Annotated in this window: 25 protein-coding genes; 16 read left to right on the top strand and 9 right to left on the bottom strand. The window is 72.6% G+C overall.

Translation table 11 applies throughout. The annotated features are described in order from the left end of the window. Window positions 1-193: 193 nt before the first annotated feature. The 3 genes from ACI79H_RS00315 to ACI79H_RS00305 all read right to left on the bottom strand — a co-directional run bounded on the left by ACI79H_RS00315 (window position 194) and on the right by ACI79H_RS00305 (window position 1,320). Window positions 194-565 carry a hypothetical protein gene (locus ACI79H_RS00315; protein WP_456552371.1) on the bottom strand — a complete coding sequence of 124 codons (372 nt, stop codon included), beginning with the start codon at window positions 563-565 and terminating at the stop codon, window positions 194-196. An 88-nt stretch (window positions 566-653) separates the two neighbouring features. Beyond that, complete coding sequence (locus ACI79H_RS00310) at window positions 654-821, bottom strand: hypothetical protein (protein ID WP_456552370.1); 168 nt, start codon at window positions 819-821, stop codon at window positions 654-656. After that, a complete protein-coding gene (locus tag ACI79H_RS00305; RefSeq protein WP_456552369.1) occupies window positions 814-1,320 on the bottom strand; it encodes a hypothetical protein in 507 nt (168 codons plus the stop codon). Before ACI79H_RS00305 ends, ACI79H_RS00310 begins: the two co-directional genes overlap by 8 nt. A gap of 87 nt (window positions 1,321-1,407) precedes the next feature. Here ACI79H_RS00305 and ACI79H_RS00300 point away from each other — a divergent pair, with 87 nt between their 5' ends. After that, on the top strand, window positions 1,408-1,647 hold the full coding sequence (locus tag ACI79H_RS00300) for a hypothetical protein (protein WP_456552368.1): 240 nt from the start codon (window positions 1,408-1,410) through the stop codon (window positions 1,645-1,647). A gap of 538 nt (window positions 1,648-2,185) precedes the next feature. Next, entirely contained in the window at window positions 2,186-2,782 is a 597-nt protein-coding gene (locus ACI79H_RS00295; RefSeq protein WP_456552367.1) for a hypothetical protein, read from the top strand. 128 nt (window positions 2,783-2,910) lie between these two features. On the opposite strand, the gene ACI79H_RS00290 is transcribed toward ACI79H_RS00295, so the two are convergent. The 3 genes from ACI79H_RS00290 to ACI79H_RS00280 all read right to left on the bottom strand — a co-directional run bounded on the left by ACI79H_RS00290 (window position 2,911) and on the right by ACI79H_RS00280 (window position 10,167). Next, window positions 2,911-3,792 carry a hypothetical protein gene (locus ACI79H_RS00290; RefSeq protein WP_456552366.1) on the bottom strand — a complete coding sequence of 294 codons (882 nt, stop codon included), beginning with the start codon at window positions 3,790-3,792 and terminating at the stop codon, window positions 2,911-2,913. Between the two features lie 1,186 nt (window positions 3,793-4,978). Beyond that, the gene (locus ACI79H_RS00285) at window positions 4,979-7,735 is read right to left on the bottom strand and encodes a phage/plasmid primase, P4 family (protein WP_456552365.1); all 2,757 of its coding nucleotides are present in this window, start codon (window positions 7,733-7,735) and stop codon (window positions 4,979-4,981) included. Window positions 7,736-8,640: 905 nt separating this feature from the next. Further along, a complete protein-coding gene (locus tag ACI79H_RS00280) occupies window positions 8,641-10,167 on the bottom strand; it encodes a recombinase family protein (protein WP_456552364.1) in 1,527 nt (508 codons plus the stop codon). 67 nt (window positions 10,168-10,234) lie between these two features. On the opposite strand from ACI79H_RS00280, the gene ACI79H_RS00275 reads away from it, so the two are divergent. The 10 genes from ACI79H_RS00275 (at window position 10,235) to ACI79H_RS00230 (ending at window position 17,529) form a co-directional block, all read left to right on the top strand. Further along, window positions 10,235-10,564 carry a hypothetical protein gene (locus ACI79H_RS00275; protein ID WP_456552363.1) on the top strand — a complete coding sequence of 110 codons (330 nt, stop codon included), beginning with the start codon at window positions 10,235-10,237 and terminating at the stop codon, window positions 10,562-10,564. Then, window positions 10,561-11,418 carry a type II secretion system F family protein gene (locus ACI79H_RS00270; protein ID WP_456552362.1) on the top strand — a complete coding sequence of 286 codons (858 nt, stop codon included), beginning with the start codon at window positions 10,561-10,563 and terminating at the stop codon, window positions 11,416-11,418. The genes ACI79H_RS00275 and ACI79H_RS00270 overlap by 4 nt, the downstream gene beginning before the upstream one ends. After that, window positions 11,415-12,356, top strand: a complete 942-nt coding sequence (locus ACI79H_RS00265) for a type II secretion system F family protein (protein WP_456552361.1) — start codon at window positions 11,415-11,417, stop codon at window positions 12,354-12,356. Before ACI79H_RS00270 ends, ACI79H_RS00265 begins: the two co-directional genes overlap by 4 nt. Before the next feature lie 29 nt (window positions 12,357-12,385). Continuing rightward, window positions 12,386-12,592: a hypothetical protein gene (locus tag ACI79H_RS00260; RefSeq protein WP_456552360.1), complete on the top strand. Its 207-nt coding sequence runs from the start codon at window positions 12,386-12,388 to the stop codon at window positions 12,590-12,592. Next, window positions 12,561-12,995 carry a TadE/TadG family type IV pilus assembly protein gene (locus ACI79H_RS00255; RefSeq protein WP_456552359.1) on the top strand — a complete coding sequence of 145 codons (435 nt, stop codon included), beginning with the start codon at window positions 12,561-12,563 and terminating at the stop codon, window positions 12,993-12,995. Before ACI79H_RS00260 ends, ACI79H_RS00255 begins: the two co-directional genes overlap by 32 nt. After that, window positions 12,992-13,459 (top strand): hypothetical protein, encoded by a 468-nt coding sequence (locus ACI79H_RS00250; RefSeq protein ID WP_456552358.1) that lies wholly within the window; start codon window positions 12,992-12,994, stop codon window positions 13,457-13,459. The genes ACI79H_RS00255 and ACI79H_RS00250 overlap by 4 nt, the downstream gene beginning before the upstream one ends. A gap of 72 nt (window positions 13,460-13,531) precedes the next feature. Next, window positions 13,532-14,044, top strand: a complete 513-nt coding sequence (locus tag ACI79H_RS00245; RefSeq protein ID WP_456552357.1) for a MarR family winged helix-turn-helix transcriptional regulator — start codon at window positions 13,532-13,534, stop codon at window positions 14,042-14,044. Next, complete coding sequence (locus ACI79H_RS00240) at window positions 14,041-14,487, top strand: DUF5313 family protein (protein WP_456552356.1); 447 nt, start codon at window positions 14,041-14,043, stop codon at window positions 14,485-14,487. The genes ACI79H_RS00245 and ACI79H_RS00240 overlap by 4 nt, the downstream gene beginning before the upstream one ends. A gap of 191 nt (window positions 14,488-14,678) precedes the next feature. Further along, window positions 14,679-16,667 carry a GmrSD restriction endonuclease domain-containing protein gene (locus ACI79H_RS00235; RefSeq protein WP_456552355.1) on the top strand — a complete coding sequence of 663 codons (1,989 nt, stop codon included), beginning with the start codon at window positions 14,679-14,681 and terminating at the stop codon, window positions 16,665-16,667. A 121-nt stretch (window positions 16,668-16,788) separates the two neighbouring features. Continuing rightward, a complete protein-coding gene (locus ACI79H_RS00230) occupies window positions 16,789-17,529 on the top strand; it encodes a hypothetical protein (protein WP_456552354.1) in 741 nt (246 codons plus the stop codon). 6 nt (window positions 17,530-17,535) lie between these two features. Here ACI79H_RS00230 and ACI79H_RS00225 read toward each other — a convergent pair whose 3' ends face one another. Further along, the gene (locus tag ACI79H_RS00225) at window positions 17,536-17,994 is read right to left on the bottom strand and encodes an N-acetyltransferase family protein (protein WP_456552353.1); all 459 of its coding nucleotides are present in this window, start codon (window positions 17,992-17,994) and stop codon (window positions 17,536-17,538) included. A gap of 96 nt (window positions 17,995-18,090) precedes the next feature. Here ACI79H_RS00225 and ACI79H_RS00220 point away from each other — a divergent pair, with 96 nt between their 5' ends. After that, window positions 18,091-19,098, top strand: coding sequence for an alanine racemase (locus ACI79H_RS00220; protein WP_456552352.1), 1,008 nt, complete (start codon window positions 18,091-18,093; stop codon window positions 19,096-19,098). A 7-nt stretch (window positions 19,099-19,105) separates the two neighbouring features. Here ACI79H_RS00220 and ACI79H_RS00215 read toward each other — a convergent pair whose 3' ends face one another. After that, window positions 19,106-20,077, bottom strand: coding sequence for a YihY/virulence factor BrkB family protein (locus ACI79H_RS00215; protein WP_456552351.1), 972 nt, complete (start codon window positions 20,075-20,077; stop codon window positions 19,106-19,108). Between the two features lie 58 nt (window positions 20,078-20,135). Then, window positions 20,136-20,801 (bottom strand): class I SAM-dependent methyltransferase, encoded by a 666-nt coding sequence (locus tag ACI79H_RS00210; RefSeq protein WP_456552350.1) that lies wholly within the window; start codon window positions 20,799-20,801, stop codon window positions 20,136-20,138. Window positions 20,802-20,916: 115 nt separating this feature from the next. Here ACI79H_RS00210 and ACI79H_RS00205 point away from each other — a divergent pair, with 115 nt between their 5' ends. The 3 genes from ACI79H_RS00205 to ACI79H_RS00195 all read left to right on the top strand — a co-directional run bounded on the left by ACI79H_RS00205 (window position 20,917) and on the right by ACI79H_RS00195 (window position 24,269). Continuing rightward, window positions 20,917-22,503 carry a helicase HerA-like domain-containing protein gene (locus ACI79H_RS00205; RefSeq protein ID WP_456552349.1) on the top strand — a complete coding sequence of 529 codons (1,587 nt, stop codon included), beginning with the start codon at window positions 20,917-20,919 and terminating at the stop codon, window positions 22,501-22,503. Beyond that, window positions 22,500-22,688: a hypothetical protein gene (locus ACI79H_RS00200; protein WP_456552348.1), complete on the top strand. Its 189-nt coding sequence runs from the start codon at window positions 22,500-22,502 to the stop codon at window positions 22,686-22,688. Before ACI79H_RS00205 ends, ACI79H_RS00200 begins: the two co-directional genes overlap by 4 nt. Before the next feature lie 84 nt (window positions 22,689-22,772). Next, window positions 22,773-24,269, top strand: coding sequence for a class I adenylate-forming enzyme family protein (locus ACI79H_RS00195; RefSeq protein ID WP_456552347.1), 1,497 nt, complete (start codon window positions 22,773-22,775; stop codon window positions 24,267-24,269). The last annotated feature ends 4 nt before the right edge of the window (window positions 24,270-24,273 follow it).

Below are 24,273 nucleotides of genomic sequence, written 5' to 3'. Positions count from 1 at the left end.
GCCCTCTCGTTGCGCTGGGCGGTACGCCACTTGTGCTCGCCGGGGGCCGGACGCGGGCTTGGGTTCTCGAAAACCTGCTGGACCGCACCTCGGACGGCCTCACGGACGCAGGCCTCCTCACTGACCCGGCCACCGTGCCTGCGTGCCGCTGCGGCCCTGCCCGCAGCGACGGTGGTCTCGCGGCCGTCGGCGCTCACGCCGCCCTCCCGGCGCGGTCGGTGATGCGGCGCTGAGCCTCTGCCTTACCCTCGTCGGCCCGGCCCCGGGCCGCCTTTGCAGCGTCCACCTCGGCAGCGTCCTCGCGGCGGTGTCGGGCGGTTCGCTGTCGGTCGGTCTCCGCCTCGGCCTGGCCGGAGTTGGTGCGGCCATAGCGCCGGAGGGCCTCCTCGCGGCCAGCGGCGGCGCTCGTGCCGTTGCGGGGGGTCTCGTCGCGGCCCTCGGCGGAGATACCTCGGGCGGCCTGGTCGTCCAGGGCGGCTCGGAGGTTGGCCTGGAGGCGGGCCACCTCAGTCTCGGCGGCGGCCAGGGCTTCCTTCGCGGCGTCGATCTCGGGGGTGGTGGTCATGGGGTGGGTCTCCTCGGAGGAGTGGTCAGGAATGACGAAGGCCGCCATCCCGAGACGGGATGACGGCCTTCGGCCGGGCAGAGTCAGGTCAGTTGGGGTTCCCGAACTCATCGACGTCGCCGATGGTCTGGAGCTGGGCGTTGATGTCGCGGAGCTGGGTCTCGATGTCACCGAGGCGCACGGTCAGGTAGCCGATGTCGTCGCTCAACTGCTTGGCCCAGGCGGGCGGCTGGTCGGGGCTGGCGGAGTCAGTCATGCGACTCATCCTGCGAGGAGGGCGGGGGAGCGATGTAGATGCCCCTGTCTGCCCAGCGCTCGCGGGCGCTTCTGTGCCCCGAAGGGCGCACGGTGCCAGCCCGAGGTCGGGCGGACGGCGTCGCGGCCTCACCGGCACGAGGCAGAAGCCACCGGTTTCTAGCCGCCCCGGCGAGGGTGAGACCGAGGTCGTCGCCCATCCGGCGGATGAGCGTGCCCATCGCGGCGTGCGGCTTGGTCTCGAAGAGGGCGAGGGCGCGGGCATAGGCACCGACCTCGCGGGTCAGGTTGAAGACCGGCCAGGCCGTGGCCTGTGGCCGCCGCCATAGGTCGTTCCAGATCGCGGCCTCCTGGTCGGAGGGCTCGTCGCCGAGAGGCCATGGCGGCGGCGGGTCGGTGGGGGTGGTCAGACGAAGCCAGCCCTGACCGGCCTGGTCGCCTCGGTGGAGGGCGAGCGGGTCGGGAGCAGGACCGCTGCGGGCGTGGCCGCCGCTGGTCATGGGGTCCTCCTGTTTGTGGTGACTCGAAGTAGGGGTGGGCCGGGCGTCGTGGCTGGCGGCGGCATGCTCGGGCCTTACCGTCAGGCCATGCCTCTCGATCCCGTCCCGGTGCCGTTCGGTTGGTGCTCCTGGTGCCTGGCCCTGCCGGGTCGTCAACAGAGGCAGGCCGAGACGCTCATGGATGGGTTCGCCCTGTGCCGCAAGTGCAACGCGGCGGCTCACGAGCACATGGGCGACCAGTGGTCGGCGGCGAAGCGTGAGCGCCTGCGCCGTATGAAGGAAGCGGCGGCCGCGTTGCGGTCCCTGGATCTGAGCCGTCCGGACTAGTAAGGCCCGCGTAGCCAGAGCTGCCCGGAAGTGTTTTGACCCGGCTCACCCCGGAGCGCCCTCCCACCGGTCTAGGCCGCCAGGGGGCCCGGGGGCCTCCCCCCGGGTCCCGCACACGGAGGGTGAGGTACGGGGGGGCCGGGGTGAGGAGTCAGAGGCTTCTAGGGGCGCTGAGCGAGGTCACAATCCGGTCCGTCGCCATCAGTAGTTGCATCTCCGACACTGAGCCTCGATGCCATCGGCTGTTGTGCCTCCCAGCTCGTCGCGCTCGTCGGTGTCCACCCGTCGCAGGGTTGGCCTCGGTGAAGGGGTCACCACATACGGGGCAATGGGTGGCCCCTCGTAGGGCTGCCTCTCGGGTGCGCCGGTACCTGGAGTCGTAGCCACGCTGGGCCGTCGTACCTCGGGCAGCCTCGTACGCACGGGCATGGGCTGGGCATAGGCCACGGGTGGTGGCTACCTCGGGGCAGGCACGACAACAGGGCATGGGAGGCTCGGGGCGACCAGATTCCGTGCGCCTCGCGGGCAGACTGGCCCCATGAACGTGACTGCGTGGGTAGCGATCGCCGGGGCGGTGATCGCGTTTCTGTCGGCCGTGGTTTCTGGGCTGACCGTCTATCTGACGGGGCGACGTGAAACGCGAAAGTGGTTGAGGGAATCGCTGCTAGAAGCGCAAGTCCAGTTCTTGGATGCGAGCTTTGACCACCCAAGTCACGAGCTGTACGACTACCTCGCCGAGTTCCCGGCGGCTTGGGCCGTGGGGGAGGAGATCGACGTAACGAGGTACGTGGCGCAGTATGGCAAGGCCCATGAGTCTCAGAACGACGCGTTGACCAGGATTCGACTATTGGCCGATGAGTCCGCGGTCCGGGCAGCGGAAGAGCTGCATTGGGTTGATAAGGAGATGACTCAGCGACTCCTTGAGGAAGACGGCCTTCCGCGTGGCGAGGAATTCAGAGAGATGCGCATGGAGCAGAAGCAGGCTCGCGAGCGCTTCATCCGGGCGGCCAGGCAGGCCGTCAACCTTCCTGCGGGAGCGCCAATTCGGCATACGTCGCTCGGAGAGGGGCGTTCCACGCTTCGGCCAAAGCGCCCATCGGTCGTGGTGCCGGACGACCTCACCCCCGGTACTTGACTCCGGTCCGGCCGTTCGGCGGACGAGCCTGGGAGGCTCTGCTCAGACGGCGGCGGTAGGCCGAGGGCCGGGGCGACCCCGGCGAGGCGTCGGTCGTCGGGACGACCCTGACCCCGCCGGGGCGTTGCTCAGACGGCGGCGGCGCCCCGTCCGACGTGCGGGTTCAGCAACTCCCGGCCCCGGACGACGGCGAGCAGGTGCAGAGGCGAGGACACGTCGAAGACGTCGAACGGGGCGCTGAAGGTGACGGGCACCGTCTGACCGAGGAGGTCGGCCTGCGGGGTCTGAACGTGGGTGGCGAAGTTCGGCCACATGTTGTGCAGCGTGCGGAAGTACGCCTGGAGGAGTCGAGCAGTCCGGCCGCCGAGGTCCTCGCCGGTGAGGCGGAGAAGGGCGCGCTGCTCTTCCCGCAGGGTGGCGTACTCGGAGGTCAGTTCCATCAGTCGAGCCCAGTCGTCAGCGCGCTGGGCGCGGATGGCGGCCTCGGCCGAGCCGATGCCGGCGAGGCTCTCGGCGACCGGCTCGGCACGGTCGAGCAGGTCTTCCAGGCTCTCGCCGAGGTCCTCCAGGTAGCGATCCTCGTCGCTGCCGATCAGGTCAACGATGCGGTCGTTGTACGCCCGGGCCACAGAGTCCAGGACGGCGATGACGCGGACCCTCGGGGTTGCCAGGACGAGGCGGGGGAGCGTCTTGTCACCGTTGCCCAGGCCAGCCGTCAGGCTGACGTGCGCAAGGCGGCCGACGCGGTCCATGAGGGCGGCCGGGTCGATGGGGTCTCCGGCCTGGAGAGCGGCGTCGATCTCGGCGGTGAGGTCGGGCTCAGCGGGCAAGCGGCGGGCCTCAGCGGCGGCTTCGGTTGCGGCCTCGTAGGACCGGACGAGGTCGGCCAGCTCGGCGGTGGGGACGGCCCGGAGCAGCCGCTCGGAGTTCAGGACGAGGTGGGTCAGCCTCTCCTCCGGGCGGCTGCCGAGGTGCAGCTTGGGGATGGTCAGGGTTGCGGTCGTGGTCATGGGGATCTCCCTTGTGGGGGTGGGGTCTCCGGGGCTTCTCCGGAGTCGGGTGGGGCCGCCGAGAGGGGCTTCTCCTCTGGCGGTAGGCGGCGCACGCGGACGGGGCTGGTCTGGAAGAAGCCGCCAGAGCCAGCCCCGTCCTGGCGCTCAACCCGGCGGCCGTCTTCGGGCAGCGGCCGGGGAGTCGGTGGTCAGTCCTGGGCGGGGACCCAGCGGTCCAGGCGGGCGCTGATGCCCTGGACGGCCTGGAGCAGTTCGTGGAGTTGGCGCTCCAGGCGGTCGATGTCTGAGCGGGTCACGGGGGCGTTGTCCGTGTCGGGAAGCGTGGGCCGGGCGGCTTGCCGACTGTCGCGGACGATGACCGGCCCGTCGACCGGCTTGGGTGCTGGTTGGGCGCCGGAGTAGAGGTGGTTCACAGGTCGAACGAGGGGGTTCACGGGATCTCCCAGGGTTGTGGTTCGGTGATTCGGATGCCGGGCTTACGCCGCCCGGTGACGGCTCCGCTCGTTGGCGAAGATGCCGAGGAATCGCGGGGCATCGCCCCACTGATCTCGGAAGACGCGCTCGGCTTCCTGGAGGCCGGCGGGGGTCCCGTCGCACGCGGCGAGGGCTTCCCGAGCTGCGGTGTGGGCGGCGCTGCGGACCAGGGACCACCCCGGGTCGTGGCGGCGGACGCGGGCCAGGGGGTCGGTCATCGGGCACCTACCCGGGCAGCTCGCCGGGCGCTCTTCTCGGCCTCGGCGGCTCGGATCGCGGCGACGCGGCGGGGGATAACGCCGTCGGGATCGACCAGCTCGTAGGAGCCGGGGCAGGCGCAGTGAGTGCGGCGGTCCCCGAGGGCGAGCTTGTCCAGGTCGTCCCCGGCGCCGTGAAGGACGTCGCGGAGGCAACGCTCGCAGCGGGCGTCCACGAGGTAGGCGTGATCGCGGGTGGCCGGACGGAGGTAGGTGATGGTGGCGAAGTTCAAGAGGGCGGGTCGTCTTTCGGGCAGAGGTAAGAGGCCCTCGCCGGGGATCGGTGGGGGCCTTGGGTGGGGGAGGGGTCCGGGGAGGGGCGTAGTTCGCCGCAGTCGCCGGGCAGGCGGTGTGACGGGGTGTGACGGGGTTCAAGGGAGGCTCTCGGGAGACTTGAGTCCTCCCGAGAAGCTCCTCAACACCCCGTCACACCCCGTCACACCTCTCCGGGATCACCCGGCGAGGAGGCGCCCTCCAGCGACGTAGCCCCGTGCCTCGTCTGTGAAGCGGAGGCCGAAGACGTAGCGAGCCGGACCGCTCGGCGCAGCAGCCCCCACGGCGGAGGACAGCTTTCGGCCGCCGAGCCTGGCCGTGCCGCTGGGGCGGACGATGGCTCCGGAGGCCATGACGTCGTGGCCCTTGAGTCGCTCCCAGAAGAGCTGGTCTCCCCATGCCTTGAACCCGTGGGCGTCGGACCAGGCTCGGAAGACGTCGTAGAACTCCCGGGAGAGGACGGCGGCGTCCTCGTCCAAGTCGGTCACCTCTTCCAAGAAGCGGCCCAGGACGTCGGCGGTGCCCCTCCACTCACGGGTGGACTCCTCCACCGTGAGAGGTGCCTTCGGGAGGACCTCCCCGGCGGCGTGCCAGTCCACGGCGCCGGAGACGATCCAGGCGAGGGCGGCCTCATGCTGGCCGTCCCGGCCGTCCCGCACTCGGGGCCGGAGGGTGGGGTCCTTGGGCAGGTCCCCAGGGGCGTCCCCGTAGCGGTAGGGGAAGGGCACTCGGGCGAGGCGCCGCCAGGTGCCGTGGTCGTTCTCGTCCACCCGCAGCTCGTAGTTGGTGGTCACGATCAGAGCGTGGGTCGGAGTCCAGGAGATGTTGTCCTTGCCGATGAGGCGGGCCGTGATGCGGTCCGTCCCGGCGATGGACTTGAGTCGCTTGGCGTCTAGGTAGCGGCCCTGGGGCAGCTCCTCCAGGACGGTGAGGCGGCGGCCGTGGAGGGTCATCATCTCGGTCGGGTGGTCACCGGGGGAGGTGAGGAGGACCTTCTCCGGGATCACGACGGCGAAGTCGCCGAGAGCCTGGAGGACGCCGGTCACGATGGTGGACTTGCCGTTGGCCCCGCCTCCGTAGAGGAAGGGGACGATGTCGTCGCTCGGCGGGAAGCCGGTGGCGGCCTGGCCGAAGCGGAGCCGCATCCACTCCCGGACGTCCTCGGGCATGGCCTGGAGGGCGGCCTCCCAGTCGGCGTGGACCCTCCCGGGTTGGTAGTGGACGTCGGTGATCTTGGTGAAGCGCAGCTCAGGACGGTGGGGGCGGAGGTCGCCGGTCTGCAGGTCCACAACGCCATTCCCGACGTTGAGGAGGTAGGGCTCGGCGTCGAAGCTCGCGGCGTCCTCGATCAGCACGCCCTTGGCGATGCTGAGGACGGCCTTGATCTTGCCGAGGGTGAAGTAGGACCGGAGAGCCCGGAGACGGTCGCGGTGCTCCGCCGCCGCCGCGTCCCGCTCGGCCTTCGCGGCTTCCTCGTCCTCGTCTCGGCGGGCCTTGTCGTGGCGGGCCTCCAGGCGGGTGTTCGCAACGGTCAGGTCGTGGCGGTGGGCGTCGATGAGGGCACACCGCACGGCTTCCTGGGCGGCGGTCTCGGGGACGTTCTCCCAGCGGCGACCGTCCCACGTCAGCCAGCCGAGGCCGGACGACCAGGCCCATCGGCCCCGGAGGTGCTCCTCGGCGATCCGGGCACCAAGGTGGGCGTCGTCGGTGCTCGCCGGGTTGTAGGACGCCTCCCGGCGGCCCCCGGGCTGCCCCTGCTCGCTGACCTCGCGGGCCTGCGAGACGGCCTCGGCGAGGGCGGCAGGGAAGCGGTCTCCCTCGGCATGGCGCCAGGCGGCGAGATCGTTCACACCGCTGGGAAGGCTCAGGCGGCGGACGTCGATGGCGCGGGTGGAGAGCGCCGCTGAGACGGTAGAGGCGAACAGCTCACCGGCGGCGTCGTTGTCGCCAGCGACGATCACCGGACGGCCGTTCACTCCGGCGGCGATCCGGTCGGCCAGCGCGGGGGAGGTGCTGAGAGCAGCTCCTCGGATGGAGACGGCGTCGTATCCGACGGCGACAGCGGTCAGGCCATCGCCCGGTCCCTCCGTCACCAGGATCTCCGGCCGAGCATCGGAGGCCCGCAGGACGCCGTACTTCCCCCAGGATGACCCCTCCGGGTTGACCGGCCCGGACCAGCGGACCGTAGTGGCCTTGTCGTCCAGAGCGCGGGCCTGGAGGCCGTGGGCGTGGCCATCGAAGTCGTAGAAGGGCACTACAAGACGGGCCGTGTCGTGGAAGCGGGAGCGGGAGAGACGCAGCCGTCCACCGTCGAGGTTTCCGTCGTCGTACCCAAGGCCCAGCTCCAACGCGAGGCTCTCGGAGACGCCGAACCGGAGGGCGACGTAGCAGAGAGCGTCACCTCCGGAGTCCTCCAGGGCGGCGGTGGCCCGGTCCAGGTAGTGCCGGAGGGCGGCACGGTCGCCGGTGGTGATCGCGGCGTTGCTCTTGTCGGCGGTGCGAAGGCTCTCGGTGAGGTCGCCGACCTCCACGTCGAAGAGGGCCGACATCGTGAGGTTGAGAGCGTCCATGACGTCCTCGGTGGTGCAGCCGGTGCGGCACCTGAGCGCGATGGTCTTGCGCTCTGCGCTGTACGCCACTCGGAGAGAGGGGTCGGAATCGTCGTGGGCGGCGCAGTTGACTACGTAGCCGTTGCCCTGGGTTCTCACGTCGGGGAAGTAGGAGAGGAAGTCGGCCAGGGTCAGGGAGGTGCGTGCGGGGTCGTGGAACAAGGAAGAGTCCTCGGCGTTCGCGGACACAGGCGGTGTCCTGGGGTGGGTTGAGCAGGCACGGATGACGGCCCGTGCCGAGACGGCATGCGCTCGGTGCGCTTCGGGGGCTTGGCGGGTGTGGGCACCTACGACCGGCAGGAGATCCGTGACCGGCGGAGGAGTCACCCTCGGCCGTTGACGTGCCACGGACCTCCCGCCGGGAGGTTGCTCAACCCAGAGCCCCTCCGGCCTGCCAGAGCCGGAGGTCTTGGTGGGAACCGGCTCGACGCGGCGCGTTTACACGCGGGCGGAGCCTCGGTCCGGATGTTCGGTCTCGGTGGGGACCGACGCCGACCGTCCATGCGGTCGGCGTCGGCCGTCCTCCAGTGACCAGGACGGCCTGACACGGGCGTCCTCTCCGAGGCGGCGACCTCGGGAGCTGGGGCCGCCCCGGCGGCGTCTGGGAGAGAAGACGCCGCCGGAGCGGGTGGGTGGCTGGGCTACCTCCAGGCCACCCGCCGACCTCGGCCCCACAGCGAGGGGCGCGCTGCGTGGGGTCCGGCCAGGTCGGGGATCGTGGGCTCTACGCCGCCTGAGCGACGTGGCCGGTTGCTACCTGCTGACGGAGCTGGTGCAGCTCAGAGATGAGTGCGGCGCGCTTGGCGCGTTGGCGGGCGGCGTGGGTAGCCAGCCGACATTCCTGTCCGCAGAACGCGGGCGGGCGGCCGAAGTGGCCGGTGATGTCGGCGACCTGGCCGCAGCGGCGGCAAGTGATCGTGGACAGAGGGGATCCCTCCTTCCTCTGAGGGAGCGAAAGTGAGGCGACCGAGAGCGGAGCCGTGCCCGCCCCTGATGGGGGGCTATGCCAAGGACGTCTGCGAGCGACGGAGTTCTTGCTCAGATTCCGGTAGGCAGAAGCCCATACGTCTACAAGATCTTTTCGTGGAGCATTGCCAACCCTCGGGCGTCCTGCCGCGACGCCGCTCCGGTCTACGACGCTGGCCGGAGGAGCTAGGGCGAGGCGGTCGCGCTGGGCGGCGGACAGGGGCGGGGCGGCGGCGTCCACGAGGCGAGCGATGTGGGCGTCCGATCTACGCAGCGTCCGCGACAACGGCCCAGCGGTCCTTGGGATCGGTACTCACCCCTGCGACGTGGGCGGGGCTGCTCATCATCACGACGCGGGCGGGGTCGAAGATCCGGCTCCCTCGGCGGCCCTTGCGCACGGAGAGGACGGCGAGGGTGGCTCCGAGGATGGCCCGGCGGCCGTCCAGGTCGGCGGCCTCCCACGCCTCGGAGTAGGTGCGGCCGGTGGGGACCAGCCGGACCGTCGGCTCCTGGGGGGCGGCCTTGAGGGCGGCCCGTCGCTCCTTGAGGAGTGCCAGGCGGCGGCCCAGCTCCACGGGGTCGGCGTCGTCGGCGGTCATCTCGCGGGCGGTCTCCTCGATGGCCCGTTGGACCTCGGCGAGGGCGGCGGCATCGGGGCCGGCCTCGATGACCTCCTCGATGACCTCGCGGTCGCCGACACCGGAGAGGAAGACCTCGGCGACGTGCCGCTCTACGGCGTCGGCGGAGATGCTTACCCCGTCGCACGGACGACCGTTCGAGCGGGCGGAGCAGCCGTAGGCGGCATGGCCTGCACCGTTGGACCGGAGGTAGAGAGGGGCTCCGCACCCGGCGCACGTGACGAGGCCGGAGAGCAGGCCGGACCGGCGACGACGCGGCGGCCGGACTCCGCGAGGGATGCCCACGCCGAGCGCGGAGCGGACCCGCGTCCAGGTCTCCAGGTCCAGAACCGGAGGCCAGACCGTGAAAGGTAGGCCGTCCTCGCCTCGGAGCAGTTCGCCTCGGTGGGTGATGCGGCCGAGGATGGCGTCCGCCGTGAGGACCTGGCGGAGGGCCTGAATGCTCCAAGTTCTCGGCTTGGTCTTCTCCTTGTCCTTGAAGGGCCGCCTCGTCGGAATCTCGCGGGCATTGAGGTCACGGGAGATGGCGTAGATGGACTCACCGGCGAGCACGCGGGAGGCGGCCTCGCGGACTACGGCCGCTTCCGCCTCGTTGATCACCAGGACTCGGCCGGGACCTTCGGGATTCGGGGTGGAGCGGTAGCCGTACGGCAGGTTGCCACCGGCGTACCGGCCTACGCGGCGCAGCCTGTCCACCGATGACTTGACCCGCGCCTTGGTGTTGTCTCGCTCCATCTTGGCGACGGCGACGAGCATCCCGGCGTGCAGGTCCCACGTCGCGGCGGTCGAGTCAAGGCCGTCTCGGTCTGCAACGAAGGTCGCCTCGGGGCGCTGCTCCAGCACTTCCAATAGGTCGGCGAGGGCGCTGAGGCCCTGCCGGGTCCAGCGGTCCATCTTCCACACGGCGAGCACCTCGGCGGCCCCGTCGCGGAGCATCGAGAGCGCCTGATCCGCCTTCGGACGACGCTTGCCGCCGGAGACGCCGTCATCCACGAGGACGTCAACGACGGTCCAGCCCTCACGGGCGGCGCGAGCACGAAGGTCGGCCTCCTGCCGAGCGATGGAGGTAGATGCCTCATCGCTCTCGGAGAGGCGGAGGTATAGGACGGCTCGGGTCACGGTGGGCCTCTCAGATCGGGAAGTGCTGCCTGGCATGCCCAGGAGGTCTGCGACTCCTCGCCCAGTCGCTCATGCGCACTTCGGTAATCCGAGGCTGCCGGGCATGTGCACGCTGCACGCCAACAGCGCCCGCGAGGCCGTGGTCAAGATGTGCACGCTGCCGCTGCTGGCCGGCGAGAACATCGGGACGGCCTTCGTCGTCCCCACCGTGGCGTCCAGCGTCGACCTGGTCGTGCACGTGGGCACCGACCCCTCGGGCCAGCGGCGCGTGCGGGAGATCGTGGCGCTGCCTGGACGGGCCGAGGGCGGCGTCATCGAGACCGCGGACGTCTTCACCACGAGGGACGGCCGTCTGGTGCGCGCCGACGGCTACCCGCCGCACGCCGACCGGTTCGCCGCGCGCGGCATCGACCTGGCCGGGCTGCTGGCGTGACCGGCTCCCTGCTCGGGCTGCTGTTCGGCCTCGGTCTGCTGCTCATCTGGCGCAGCGGTTCGCGGGCGCCGCAGCGGTCGACGGAGGTCCGGCGGCCGGGCCGGACCCAGCAGCTGCTGGGCGCGGCGGGCCTGACCGGGATCAACCCGGCGCAGCTGCTCGCGCTCCAGGTCGGGCTCGCCCTGCTGGTGCTGGTCGTCGTGCTGCTGACCACCGGCACCGTGACGGTCAGCCTGGCGTTCGCGCTGTTCGGCTTCGCGTTGCCCTACGCGCAGGTCCGCCGGCTGGCAGGGAAGCGTCGGGCCGACCTGCGCGAGGTGTGGCCGGAGGTCGTGGACAACCTGTCGTCCGCCGTGCGGGCCGGCATGTCGCTCCCCGAGGCGCTGGCCGCGCTCGGCACCCGGGGGCCCGAGGTGCTGCGCCCGCCGTTCGCCCGCTTCGCCGCGGACTACCGCTCGAGCGGCCGGTTCGCGCAGGGGCTCGACCGGCTCAAGGCGGACCTCGCCGACCCGGTGGGTGACCGCATCGTCGAGACGCTGCGGGTGGCCCGAGAGGTGGGCGGCAGCGACCTGGGCCGGGTGCTGCGAACGTTGGCGACCTTCCTGCGCGAGGACGCCCGGGCGCGGGCGGAACTGGAGACCCGGCAGGGCTGGGTGGTGTCGGCCGCGCGGCTGGCCGTCGCCGCGCCGTGGCTGGTGCTGCTCCTCCTGGCGACCCAGTCGACGACGCTCGCGGCGTACGACACCGCGCTGGGCACGGTGATCCTGGTCGTCGGTGGCGCGGTCTGCGTGGTGGCCTACCGGCTGATGCTGCGGATCGGCCGGCTGCCGCAGGACGTGCGGGTGCTCCAGTGAGCCCGGCCGTCGCGGGGATGCTGCTGGGGCTGGTCGCGTCCGGCGGGCTGGTGCTGGCCGTCCGCTACGCGCCGCCGTTCCGCTCGGTGCGGTTGGTCGACCGGCTCGCGCCCTACGTGCACGACACCCCGCCGCCGTCCCGCCTGCTGGGGACGGCGACGGAACCGGGACTGCTCGTCGCCGTCCGGCGGGTGTTCGGGCCCGCGGTCGCGGACGGCGCCCGCGTCGTCGACCGCTTGCTCGGGGGCCGGGCCGCGGTGCGCCGTCGCCTGGACGCGCTCGGCGGTGAGGTGAGCGTCGAGGACTTCCGCGTCGAGCAGGTGGTGTGGGGCGGGCTCGGGCTGCTGGGTGGTGTCACCGTCGCGGGGATCGGCTCGGCCGCGGCGGGGAGCCTCAACGTGCTCAGCGCCGGCCTGCTCTGCGTGGCCGGCCTCGTCGGCGGGGTGCTCGGCCGAGACTGGTGGCTGACCCAGCAGGTGAACCGGCGCGAGGAGCTGCTGCTCGCGGAGTTCCCGGTGGTCGCCGAGCTGCTCGCGCTGGCGGTGACGGCGGGGGAGAGCCCGGCCGCGGCGATCGCCCGGGTGACGCGGCTGTCCGGGGGCGAGCTGGCCCGCGAGCTCGGCGACGCGCTGGGCCGGGCGCGCGCCGGGGTGTCGTTGACCGAGGCGCTGCAGGATGTCGCCGACCGGACCTCGCTGGACCCGCTGGCCCGCTTCATCGACGGCCTGCTGGTGGCCATCGAGCGGGGCACCCCGCTGGCCGAGGTGCTGCGGGCCCAGGCCGCCGACGTGCGGGAGGCCGGCAAGCGCCGGCTGCTCGAGGCGGGCGGCCGCAAGGAGATCGCCATGATGGTCCCGGTCGTGTTCCTCGTGCTGCCGGTGACTGTCCTCTTCGCCCTCTTCCCGGGGTTGATCAGCATCGTCTCGCTGGCGCAGTGATGCCGGCGGACACGGAGAAAGGACGCGCCATGCGCCCGTTCGCACACCTGGTGGCGGCCCTCGCGGCCCTGAGCGCGCGGCTCGAGGCCGACGATCCGGAGCGGGGTGACGTCCCCGGCTGGGTCATGATCACGGTGATGACGGCGGCGCTGGTGCTGGCCATCCTCGTGCCGTTCCGGACGGCCATCGTCGACGCGGTGACCAATGCGCTCACCTCCGTCACGAGTGCGGGTTAGCCGGCGCCTCTCCGATGACGACGGCGAACGCGGGAGCGCCGTCGTCGACTTCGTGCTGGTCTCGCTACTGGTCGTGGCGCTGCTGCTGGCGGTGCTGCAGGTGGCGGTCTACGCGCACGTGCGGAACGTGGTGACGGCGAGCGCGCAGGAGGGCGCCCGCTTCGCCGCCAACGCCGACGTCGACTCCGCGCTGGGTGCGGCGCGGACGCTGGAGGTCGTCGGGCGTGCCACCAACGACCGGACGGCCGCGGGCCTCGCGTGCACGTCGGGGGAGGAGACCGATGCGAGCGGGCTGACGCTGGTGGTCGTCCGTTGCTCCGGAGCGGTGCCCTCGCTGCTGTCGTCGTTGGGGGACCTGCTGCCGCTGGAGGTCACCGGCCGCGCGGTGAAGGAGGGCGCGTGAGGTGGCTGCGCGCCCGGCTCGGGCAGCTCGAGGGCGAGCGCGGCTCGGCGCTGGTGGAGTTCGTGTTCATCGCGCTGGTCGCCTTCGTGCCGCTGGTCTACATCGTGGCGGGGTTCTCGGCGGTGCAGCGCGGGGTGTTCGCGGCGAACGCGGCGGCCCGCGAGGCCGGGCGTGCGATCGGTACCGCGGACGACCCGGCGACCGGGCAGCAGCAGGCGCTGAGGGCCGCGCAGTTGGCGGTGGAGGACCAGTCGGTCGAGGCGACCGACGTGCGGGTCGAGTACGCGCCGTCCGGTGCGGACTGCGACGCCGCCGGCTCGTACATCCCGTCGCTGATGCCGGGCGAGCGGTTCTCCGTCTGCGTGACGGTGACCGTGCGGATCCCGCTGCTGCCCGAGTTCGTCGACGCCAACACCGCGACCGGGCAGTTCGTCGTGGAGCGGGACCGGTACGTCGACGGTTGAATGTGCCGCTCGGGACGGCGGTGTGATGCATGGTGCACCAATGGTTGGGCCACTTGGTGTTACGGTGGAACGGTGAAGGCAGCAACCGGGCCACGGATCACCGCCGAGGCTGAGGACGTCCTCGCGCTGGACCGCCAGGTGTGCTTCGCCCTGTCGGTCGCCGCCCGCAACGTCGTCGCGATCTACCGGCCGGTGCTGGAGCCGCTGGGCCTGACCCACCCGCAGTACCTGGTGATGCTGGCGCTCTGGCAGTACGGGACGTTGTCGGTGAAGAAGCTTTCTCACCTGCTGCAGCTCGACCCGGGCACGCTCTCGCCGCTGCTCAAGCGGCTCGAGGCGTCGGGGCTGCTGCGGAGAGAGCGGGACCCGCAGGACCAGCGGAACCTCGCCCTCGCGCTGACCGACAAGGGCAAGGCGCTGCGCGAGGAGGCGGAGAAGATCCCCGCCGGCATCGTCGAGCGGCTCGGCATGCCGGTCGACGAGCTGATGCACCTGCACGAGGTGCTGACCCACGTCATCGCCACGTCGCAGGAAGCGCTCGCCCGCTCCCGCGACGCTGCGGCCGCGCGAGAGGTGGCGTCGTGACGGGTTCCGTCGAGAGCGCAGAGCCGATCGTCCGGCCTGCTCCGCACCTGTGGCTCTGGTACGCCCTCGGCGGGCGGCTGCCCCGGCGGCACCGCAGCTGGGTGCTGTTCGACACCACCACGAGCACCTGGTGGATGCGGCACACCGCCCGCAGCATGGTGCAGCTCGCGGTCCCGATCGCGTTGATCATGGTCTTCGTGCCCGGCAGCTTCGGGCTGCGCGTCGGCATGTGCCTGCTCGGCATCTTCCTGGCGCTCATCTACTCGACCGCCTACATCGCCGAGTCGACGGAGACCCGGGTCAAGAAGGCCGGCTACCCCGTGGGGACCGCCCTGGCGCACCGCGACCGCGCCGGCATCGAGCGCCAGCGGCTGGAGAGCGAGCGCAAGCGTGCCGCCGCCGCCAAGCGCGCCGCCCGCTACCAGCGGCGCGCGGACCGCTGACACGACGCTCAGCCGGGCCAGCCTGGGCTGCGCCCGGCTCTGACGACGCGGCGCGTCCGCTGGGACACGCCGGTTCCGAGAACGGGCAGGGCCGCCCATCTTCCGTCAGCCGCCACCGTGGGGTCACACTCCCCGGCGCCGGACGCGACAGCTCTGAGAGCTTCGGGTAGACGGCGGAGAACGGGGGCCCGATGTTCGATCCTGCTGCTGCCGCCATCCTGGCTCACCACGAGAGCAAGTCCGGGCACTCGATGATGCGGGCCGCTGCTACCCGCGCCCATGAGTTGGGCTACGTCCCGATCCCGCCCGCGAAAGGCGACGGGAAGTACCTGCGCCTGGTGCTCCGGGGCCGCGGACCCAGGTCAGTCACTCTCTATCTCGACGGAAGCAGGCTCAGCGCGGGCGCCAAGGGGTTGCGAGAGTTCGCCCTGACGTTGCCCGGCGCGGTGCCCACGGCGAGCAATGTGCAGTTCCCGCTGGGCACCGTCGACATCGCAGCGCTCGAGGCCTTCGCCGGCTGGGCGGGGACGATTGAGCATGGGAAGGCGACGGCGGCTTCCGGCCCATCAGGGGCATCTGCGGTGCCGCCGGTCCCCGGTCTCGCGCCGGAGACCGTGTCGTGGTCGCGGGCCAAGCAAGCACCTGCACCGACCGCCGTTACGGCAGCGCCTCCGTCGCCGACTCCCACGACCGCGCCTCAGTCAGCGGCGCCACTTCCACCACCAGCGTTTCCCGAAGCCGAATCGCTCCCGGTGGCCGCCAGGGGATTGCGGTCCCCGCAGGCGCTCACCGTCGCGGTCGCTGCGCTTGTCGTGCTGCTGGGCGCCCTCCTGGTCGGAGTCGGCGGGGCCCTGGTCCTCAGCGGACTCGTCGTCCTGGGCGTCGGCGTCGTGGCGGCCGTCCGAGGCCAGGTCGGATGGGCTCGCATCACTTCTCGGAGGGTGGGCGGCGCAGTCGTCGCGGGTGGCTTGGTCATCTTCATCGTCGGCGGCGCCCTGCTTCCTGCTCAGCCGCCGACGCAGGCCGACACCAGCGCACCGGCGGACACGACTGAGGAAGCGCCCAGTCGCGATGCGGCCGAACTGGACATCGCTGCCGCGGAGAACGCACTCGCCCTCGCCGAGACGGACGAACGAGCGATCGCTCCCGATGGCCTGGTGAGGAGTCCGTCGAGCGGCGTCCTCCCGGATGACGCGGCCGGCGCGGCGGTCGAAGCCGCGGCGCCGACAACAGCTCTCGCCGCCATGGCGGCACTCGAGGTCAAGGGACGAGCACCGAAGACCGGATACGCCCGAGACCTGTTCGGATCCGGTTGGGGCGACACCGATCGCAACGGCTGCGATACCCGCAACGACGTGCTCGCCCGCGATCTCACCGGCGACGAGTTCAAGCCAGGAACCCGCAACTGCGTCGTCGTCTCCGGCGACCTGGCCGACCCGTACTCCGGCCGGGCCATCGCTTTCGTGAGAGGGCAGACCACCAGCGAGGCAGTGCAGATCGACCACGTGGTCGCGGTCTCCGATGCATGGCAGAAGGGCGCGCAGGCCTGGAACGCCGAGCGCCGGCGCGCGTTCTACAACGACCCGCTGAACCTGCTGGCGGTGGACGGGCCGTTGAACTTGCAGAAGGGCGACGGGGACGCCGCGACGTGGCTGCCCCCCAACCGTGCCTATCGCTGCGCGTACGTCGCCCGGCAGGTCGCTGTGAAGTTGAGCTACGGCCTGTGGGTGACCCAGGCCGAGAAGAACGCCATGGCCACGATCCTCGACGCCTGTCCGGATGAACCTCTTCCGGGAGGCGTCGTCGCTCCGAGCGCCGAGGCGCCGGCTCCGGCTCCGGCTCCCTCCCCTCCGCCCCTGCCGGAATCGTCGGTCGTCCCGCCGGCGCCCGTCGCTCCCACGCCACTGCCCGCACCCGTACCCGCGCCGGTCATCCCGGTGCCGGTGCCGGCGCCCGCACCGCAACCGTTCATCCCGGCGCCCGCTCCGCCCCCGCCACCCGCTCCGGCGCCGGCTCCACCGCCAGCACCGGCACCGGCCCCGGCACCGGCACCGGCACCGGGCGCCTACTACGCGAACTGCGACGCCGTGCGCGCCGCTGGTAAGGCCCCGATACGCCCCGGCGACCCAGGCTGGCAGCAGAAGTTCGACCGGGACAACGACGGGGTCGGATGCGAGTGATCGCTGTGCGAGCACTCATGTTCCGGCGCGGCTGACCCAGCTGGTCTCTTCCGAGGGACGGCTCGTCGATTGCTGACCGGCCGACGAGCCGGATGCCCGATCGGCGGGGAAGGATGGCTGCGTGGCCGTACGCGACGCGCAGACGATCGACTCCATCGCCCGGGCCTCCGACGGGCTGCTCACCCTCCTCGTCACCGAGGACCGGCCCTACACGCCCGACAGCACCCCGGCGCTGGCCGAGGAGCTGCGGTCCAAGCTCAACGCCTACATCTACGCGCTCAAGACCGAGCAGATCGCCGAGCGCGAGGCCGGCGAGCCCGCCGTCGTCCTGCTGCACACCGTCGGCGAGCCGCCGCAGGCGATCGTCGACGTGCTCAAGGCCGCCGGGCACGTGCTGCACCCGGACGGCGTGACCGTCGCCTGGCAGGTCGCCGAGAGCCTGCCCGCCCGTGACCAGACCGCCGTCGTGCGCGAGATCGCCGGCGGGCTCATCGACGCCGCACCCGAGGAGTGGACCCACCTGCGCTACGGCGCGATGCTCGTCGGCGCGCGCCGCCGTGACCGGCTCACCGCCACCACCGCCGACGGCCCCGTCGACCTGCAGGGCGCACCCGGCGAGGTCCGCGCCGCCGTCGAGGAGCTCAAGCAGCTCATGTGGACCCCCGAGCGCGGCACCTGGCTCGAGCTGGAGTTCACCGTCGACCGCGCCGCCGGCCAGCTGAGCCCCGGCTTCAACTACAACCTCGAGCCCGCGGGCGAGCCGCTGACGGCGGAGGACTACGCCGAGGAGCTGCGCCGCTTCCCCCGGGCCCTGGAGCCGCTGCCCGACTGGCTCGCGCAGAGGGTCGCCGACGCGGGCTGAGCCGCGTCAGCCGGTCAGATCCCGGCGGAACAGCAGGTACTCGCCGTCCTCGCCGGTGCGCACGAAGCCGGCCGTCTCGTAGAGCCGTCGGGCGGGGTTCTCCCGGTGCACGCCCACCTCCAGGACGTCGTTCCCGCTCCGCCGCACGTCCTCGGCCACGATCGCCAGCAGCCGGCGGCCCAGACCGGAGCGGCGGTGCGCCGGCGCAACGTGCAGGGTGACCACGGTGGCCCGACCCTCCAGCACTGCCCACATCCCGTAGCCGACCGGCGTCCCGCCCACCTCGGCCACCGTCGTCCGCGCCAGGTTCTCGGCCCACAGCTGCCGGTTGCGGTCAGCGGCGGCGAGCCAGGCCGCCTCCTGGTCGGGCTCCCGCTCGCGGATGTAGTCCAGCTCCGCCGCCTCGATGAACGGCAGGTCCGTCGCCTCCGCGGCGCGCCACCGCAGGTCGGGTCCCTCGTCCACGCGCCTCCTCCGCTCCAAGTGCCCCGCCAGCCTGCCCTCCCGTGCCGCGCGGGCGGCCACTCGCCCCGGGCGGTCCGCTTCTGACAAGGTCGCGGCATGCGGCTCGACGAGATCCCCACCCCCGCGCTCGTCGTCGATTCCGGCGCGCTCGACCGCAACCTCGCGGCCATGGCGGAGGTCTGGCCGGGCCGTCGCCTGCGTCCGCACGTCAAGGCGCACAAGACCAGCGGCCTGGCCAGGCGGCAGGCCGAGCTCGGGCACACCGGCTTCACCTGCGCCACCATCCGCGAGGTCGAGGTGCTCGCCCGCGCGGGCCTGGGGGAGGACCTGCTGCTGGCCAACGAGGTGCTCGACATGCGCCGGCTCGGCGCGCTGGTCGAGGCCGGCTCCCGCGTGACCGTCGCAGTCGACTCCGACGCGGTGCTGAAGGCCGCCGTGGCCGGCGGCGTCCGCGAGGTGCTCATCGACGTCAACGTCGGGCTCCCGCGGTGCGGCTGCGCCCCCGAGGACGCCGGCCGGCTGGCCGACGCCGCCCGATCCGCGGGCCTCGGCGTCCGCGGCGTCATGGGCTACGAGGGCCACCTGATGATGGTGCCCGACCGCGAGGACCGGGTCCGCAAGACGGCGAAGGCCATGGACCTGCTGCTGCAGGCGCACGCCGACGTCGGCGGCGACGTCCTCTCCGGCGGCGGCACCGGCACCTGGCGCGCCAACGAGGCGGTCACCGAGCTGCAGGCCGGGTCTTACGCGCTCATGGACACCGCCTACGCCGCGCAGGACGACGTCCCCTTCGAGCAGGCGCTCACCGTGCTGGCGACCGTCGTCTCGGTGAACCCCAAGGGCTGGGCCGTCGCCGACGCCGGGCTCAAGGCCTTCGGCATGGACCACGGCAACCCGACCCTGCCGGGCTCCACCGTCCTCTACTGCTCCGACGAGCACACGGTCTTCTCCCCGGCCGAGGGCGGCACCCTGCCCGCCGTCGGCGACCGGGTGCGGCTGGTGCCCGCGCACATCGACCCGACCTGCGCCCTGCACGAGCGCATGTGGTTGGTCGACGGTGACGACGTCGTCGACTGCTGGCCGGTCGACATGCGCGGCTGGTGAGCCGGGGTCAGTCGCGGTCGGGCGGGTCGAAGGTGACGTGCACCGTCTCGAAGCCCTTGAGCCGCTCGGCCTTCGCCTTGCCGGTGTAGCTGCGCCGGTCGCCGGGGGTGAGGTCGACGGCGTCGGTGAACGGGGTGAGCAGCGCCCGGGGGTACAGCCGGTCCACCCGCACCACGTTGATCTCCACGCACAGCACGCCCGCGACCGAGGCCAGGTACAGGAAGGCCAGCAGCCCGAGCACCAGGGCGAACACCCCGTTGACGGCGCTGGCGCTGTCCATCACCCGGCTGACGTAGCTCACCCCGAAGGTCTGCAGCAGTTGCCACAGGACGGCGGCGATCAGCGCCCCGGGGAGCACGTCGCGCACCGTCAGCTTCCGCGTGGTGGCCAGCCGGAACACCAAGGTGAAGATCAAGGCGTTGATCAGCACCGAGGCGACCAGCACCAGCGTCCGCACGAGCACGCCGAACGAGCCGGCCCCGCCCGTCCCGATCGTCGACAGCGCCGTCGTCCCGAGCACCGCCACCCCGGCGGTGGCCAGCAGCAGCAGGCTGCGGCCGCGGGCCAGGATCGGGTTGGGCCGGTCGTTGCGCGGCACCGTCCAGGCGGTGTTCATCATGTGCTGCACCGCCTGGGCCACCCCCAGCCCGCCGTACAGCGCGCCCAGGATGCCGACGACGACGCCGAGGGTGCCGCCGCCGAGGCCCTGCGGCTCACCCAGCTGCTCACCGACCACCGGGAGCTGGCTGAGCGCCGAGTCCAGCACCCGCTCCTGCAGCTCGGGGTTCCCGGCCAGGACGAAGCCCAGGATGGTCGTGGACAGCAGCAGCAGCGGGAACAGCGAGACGAACGCGTAGTAGGTGATCAGCGCGGCCAGGAACGGCCCGGTGTCGTCGACGTACTTGTAGACGACGGCGATCGGGAAACCCGCGGCCGGATGGCGGCGCTGCAGCCGGTCGAGCCGGTCCACGAGAGGCACCCGCCCAGTCGATCACGCACCGGGCCGCGCCGCTCCGGGGCGCGATCGCGGTTCGGTCTCAGTGCAGTCGGCGCGCCCGCAGCACGACGTCGTCCGCGTGGTGGGCGCCCGCGCCGCCCTCCGGCACCACCCGCGGCCGCTCCTCGTCGACCTCCACCTGCCAGCCGTCGTCCAGCATCGCCGCGACCATCGACGGCCAGACGTAGTCGGCCGGATCGGGACGGCCCTCCTCCGGGACGTGGGTCTCCATCCCGGCGTGGTGCACCAGCAGCAGCACCCCGCCCGGCGCGACCGCGGCCAGCAGCGCCCGCTCGGCCGCGGCATCCGGGGTGCGCAGCAGCGCCGGGTACTGGGCGGAGACGAGGTCGAACGAGCCCGGCGGGAGCGCCGCCTCGACCAGCCCGGCATGCACCCAGGTGACGGCGACGCCCGCCTCGGCCGCGTGCCGGGCCGCCCGCTCCAGCGCGACGCCGGAGACCTCCAGCCCCGTGACGTCCCAGCCCTGGCCGGCCAGCCAGACGGCGTCGGCCCCCTCGCCGCAGCCCACGTCGAGCACCCGCCCCGGCGTCATGCCGGCGACCTCGGCCAGCAGCGCGCCGTTGGGCCGGCCGCTCCACAGCCGGTCCTCCCGCAAGGCGTACCGCTCGTCCCACTCCGCCCGCTCGGCGGGATCGCCGAGGAAGCCCTCGGCAGGGAACGCGGGATCTGGTTCTCGTCCGGTCACCCCTCCACTCTCGCGACGACCGGCCGTCGGCTCCAGCCCCCGTTGCCGGAGCGGCAAACCGGCGGGCGCGGTCGTGGGGCTGCTGCGCCTCCCGCGGGGCGCTAGCGTCCGGGCCGTGACGTCGCCCGCCGCCCCGACCGACCCCGCTGCCGGCGACGACGTCGCCACCCGGATCGCCGCCGGGTACGAGTCGTCGGGACCGGCACTCGTCCTCGGCTCGGTGGTGCACGACGGCCGGCCGCACCCCGAGGCGCAGGTCCGCGTGCCGCTGGCGATGCTCAACCGGCACGGCCTGATCGCCGGCGCCACCGGCACGGGCAAGACCAAGACGCTGCAGCTGATGGCCGAGCAGCTCTCGGCCGCCGGCGTGCCCGTCGTCGTCGCCGACATGAAGGGCGACCTGAGCGGCCTCGCGCACCCCGGCGAGAGCAGCGAGCGGGTCACCCAGCGGGTCGCGGCCACCGCCGACGACTGGGCGCCCACCGGCTTCCCGGTCGAGTACCTCTCGCTGGGCGGCATCGGGCCCGGCGTGCCGGTGCGGGCCACCATGACCGACTTCGGCCCGGTGCTGCTGGCCAGGGTGCTCGACCTCAACGCCACCCAGGAGAGCTCGCTGGGCCTGGTCTTCCACTACGCCGACCAGGCCGGCCTGCCGCTGCTCGACCTCAAGGACCTGCGCGCGGTCATCAGCTGGCTGGTCAGCGACGAGGGCAAGCCCGACCTCAAGGGCCTCGGCGGGCTGTCGGCCAGCACCGCCGGGGTGCTGCTGCGCGAGCTGATCGGCCTCGAGCAGCTCGGCGGCGACGTCTTCTTCGGCGAGCCCGCGTGGAACCCGGCCGACCTGATCCGCACCGCCGCCGACGGGCGCGGGGTCATCAGCGCGGTCGAGCTGCCCGCCGTGCAGGACCGGCCGGCGCTGTTCTCCACCTTCCTCATGTGGCTGCTCACCGAGCTGTTCGAGGAGCTGCCCGAGCTCGGCGACGTCGAGCGCCCCGAGCTGGTCTTCTTCCTCGACGAGGCGCACCTGCTGTTCTCCGGCGCCAGCAAGGCGTTCCTGGAGTCGGTGACCCAGACCGTCCGGCTCATCCGCTCCAAGGGCGTCGGCGTCTTCTTCGTGACGCAGAACCCCGGCGACGTGCCCGCCGACGTGCTCGGCCAGCTCGGCAACCGGGTGCAGCACGCGCTGCGCACCTTCACGCCCGAGGACGCCACCGCGCTGCGCAAGACGGTGAAGACCTTCCCGAGGTCCGAGGACTACGACATCGCCGGGATGCTGACCTCGCTCGGCATCGGCGAGGCGGCGGTCACCGTGCTCTCCGACCGCGGGACGCCGACGCCGGTCGCCTGGACGATGCTCCGCTCACCGCGCTCGCTCATGGGTCCGGCCGACCCGGCGGCGCTGCAGCAGGCCGTCGACGCCTCACCGCTGGACGCCACCTACGGCCGGGCGGTCGACCGCGAGTCGGCGTACGAGCAGCTGGCCGCCCGCCTCGTGCCGCCGCCGGCCCGCGAGCAGCCCGTGGAGCCCGTGCCCGCGGAGGAGCCGGCGCCGCGGCGCCGCCGCGAGGAGCCGCAGGACGAGGACCTCGTCGCCAAGGTGCTCGGCTCCGCGGCCTTCCGCTCCTTCGCGCGCTCGGCGGCCTCGTCGCTGGGCCGGGAGATCACCCGCGGGCTGTTCGGCACCCGCCGGCGCCGCCGGTGACCGCGAGGGGCGCGCTCACCGCCGCCGGCGTCGTCGCGCTGTTCGTCCTCGGCGTCCTGGCCGTGGTGCTCGGCGGAGCGGACGACTCCCCGGGCCTGCAGGGCATCGGCGGGTTCCTCATCGTGGCCGCCGTCGTCCTGGGGGCGCGCGCCGTGCGGCGCCGCCCGGCGTCGCCCGGTCGCTGACCCGGCCGGGGCCGGCTGGACGCGCGCCCCCGGCACCGACAGACTCCGGGCACCAGCAGCGGACGACGAGGTCTCGAGGTCGGCATGGGCTACCCGTTCCCGCGCGACGGCATCGACGTGGGTGCCGACGGCATCCGCCGGTACCGGGACCTGCCGCGGAACCTGACGCAGGTGCTGCGCGCCGCGGTCGACCGGCGGCCCGACGCCGAGGCCCTGGTCCAGCTCGGCGGCGAGCGGGTGACCTACCGGCAGCTGTGGGACCGCGCGGCCCGGGTGGCCGGCGGCCTGCGCGCGGCCGGGGTGCAGCCGGGTGACCGGGTCGCCAACCGGCTGCCCAACGGCAACGACTGGGTGTTCGCGTTCTGGGGGACGCTGCTCGCCGGCGGCGTCGTCGTCCCGGTGAACACCCGCTTCGCCGAGCCGGAGGTCCGGTACGTCGTCGAGGACTCCGGTGCCGCCCACGTCTGCGAGCCGGGCGAGCCGCTGCCCGACGGCGACCCGCTGGAGACCACCGACCAGGAGCACACCGACCTGGCCGGGATCTTCTACACGAGCGGGACGACCGGCTTCCCCAAGGGTGCGATGACCACCCACGAGAACTTCCTGTCCAACGTCGAGACCTGCCTGCGCTGCCTGGACCTGGGCCGCGAGCCGCGGACGACGCTGATCTCGGTCCCGCTGTTCCACGTCACCGGCTGCAACTCGCAGCTGCTCGTGGTCACCGCGGTCGGCGGGACGTCGGTGATCATGCCGGCGTTCGAGGTGGGGGCGTTCCTCCGCGCCATCCAGGACGAGCGCGTCGACGTCCTCACCACGGTGCCGGCCATCTACTGGCTGGCCCTCCAGCAGCCGGACTTCGCCGGGTACGACACCTCCTCGGTCGTCTCGCTCAGCTACGGCGGCGCACCGATCGCCCCGGACCTGGTGCACCGCATCCAGCAGGCGTTCCCGACGGCCCGGGTCGGCAACGGCTTCGGCCTCACCGAGACCTCGTCGGTCTCGACGTACCTGCCGCACGAGGACGCCGCCGAGCACGCCGACTCCGTCGGCTACCCCGCGCCCGTGGTCGACGTCGACCTGGACGCGCCCGACCCGGACACCGGGGTGGGGGAGCTGCTCGTCCGCGGGCCGAACGTCGTCGCGGGCTACTGGCGCAAGCCCGAGCAGACCGCGGAGACCTTCGTCGACGGCTGGCTGCGCACCGGCGACCTGGCCCGCATCGACGACGCGGGACGCGTCTCCATCGTCGACCGCAAGAAGGACATGATCAACCGAGGCGGCGAGAACGTGTACTGCGTCGAGGTGGAGAACGCTCTCGCCGCGCACCCGGCCGTGGGCGAGGTGGCCGTCATCGGCGTCGCCGACCCGATGATGGGCGAGAAGGTGGGCGCGGTGGTCGTGCCGCTGCCCGGCCGCACCCTCGACGCCGCCGACCTGGTGTCCTTCGCGCGGGAGCGCCTGGCCGACTTCAAGGTCCCGCAGTACGTCGTCGTCCGGTCCGAGCCGCTGCCCCGCAACCCCGGCGGCAAGGTGCTCAAGCCGTCGCTGCGCGAGGGCACCGACTGGCAACCGGTGCGCTGAGCCG

The organism is Blastococcus sp. SYSU D01042 (assembly GCF_054050515.1).
This window is presented reverse-complemented; position numbering and strand designations above follow the sequence as displayed.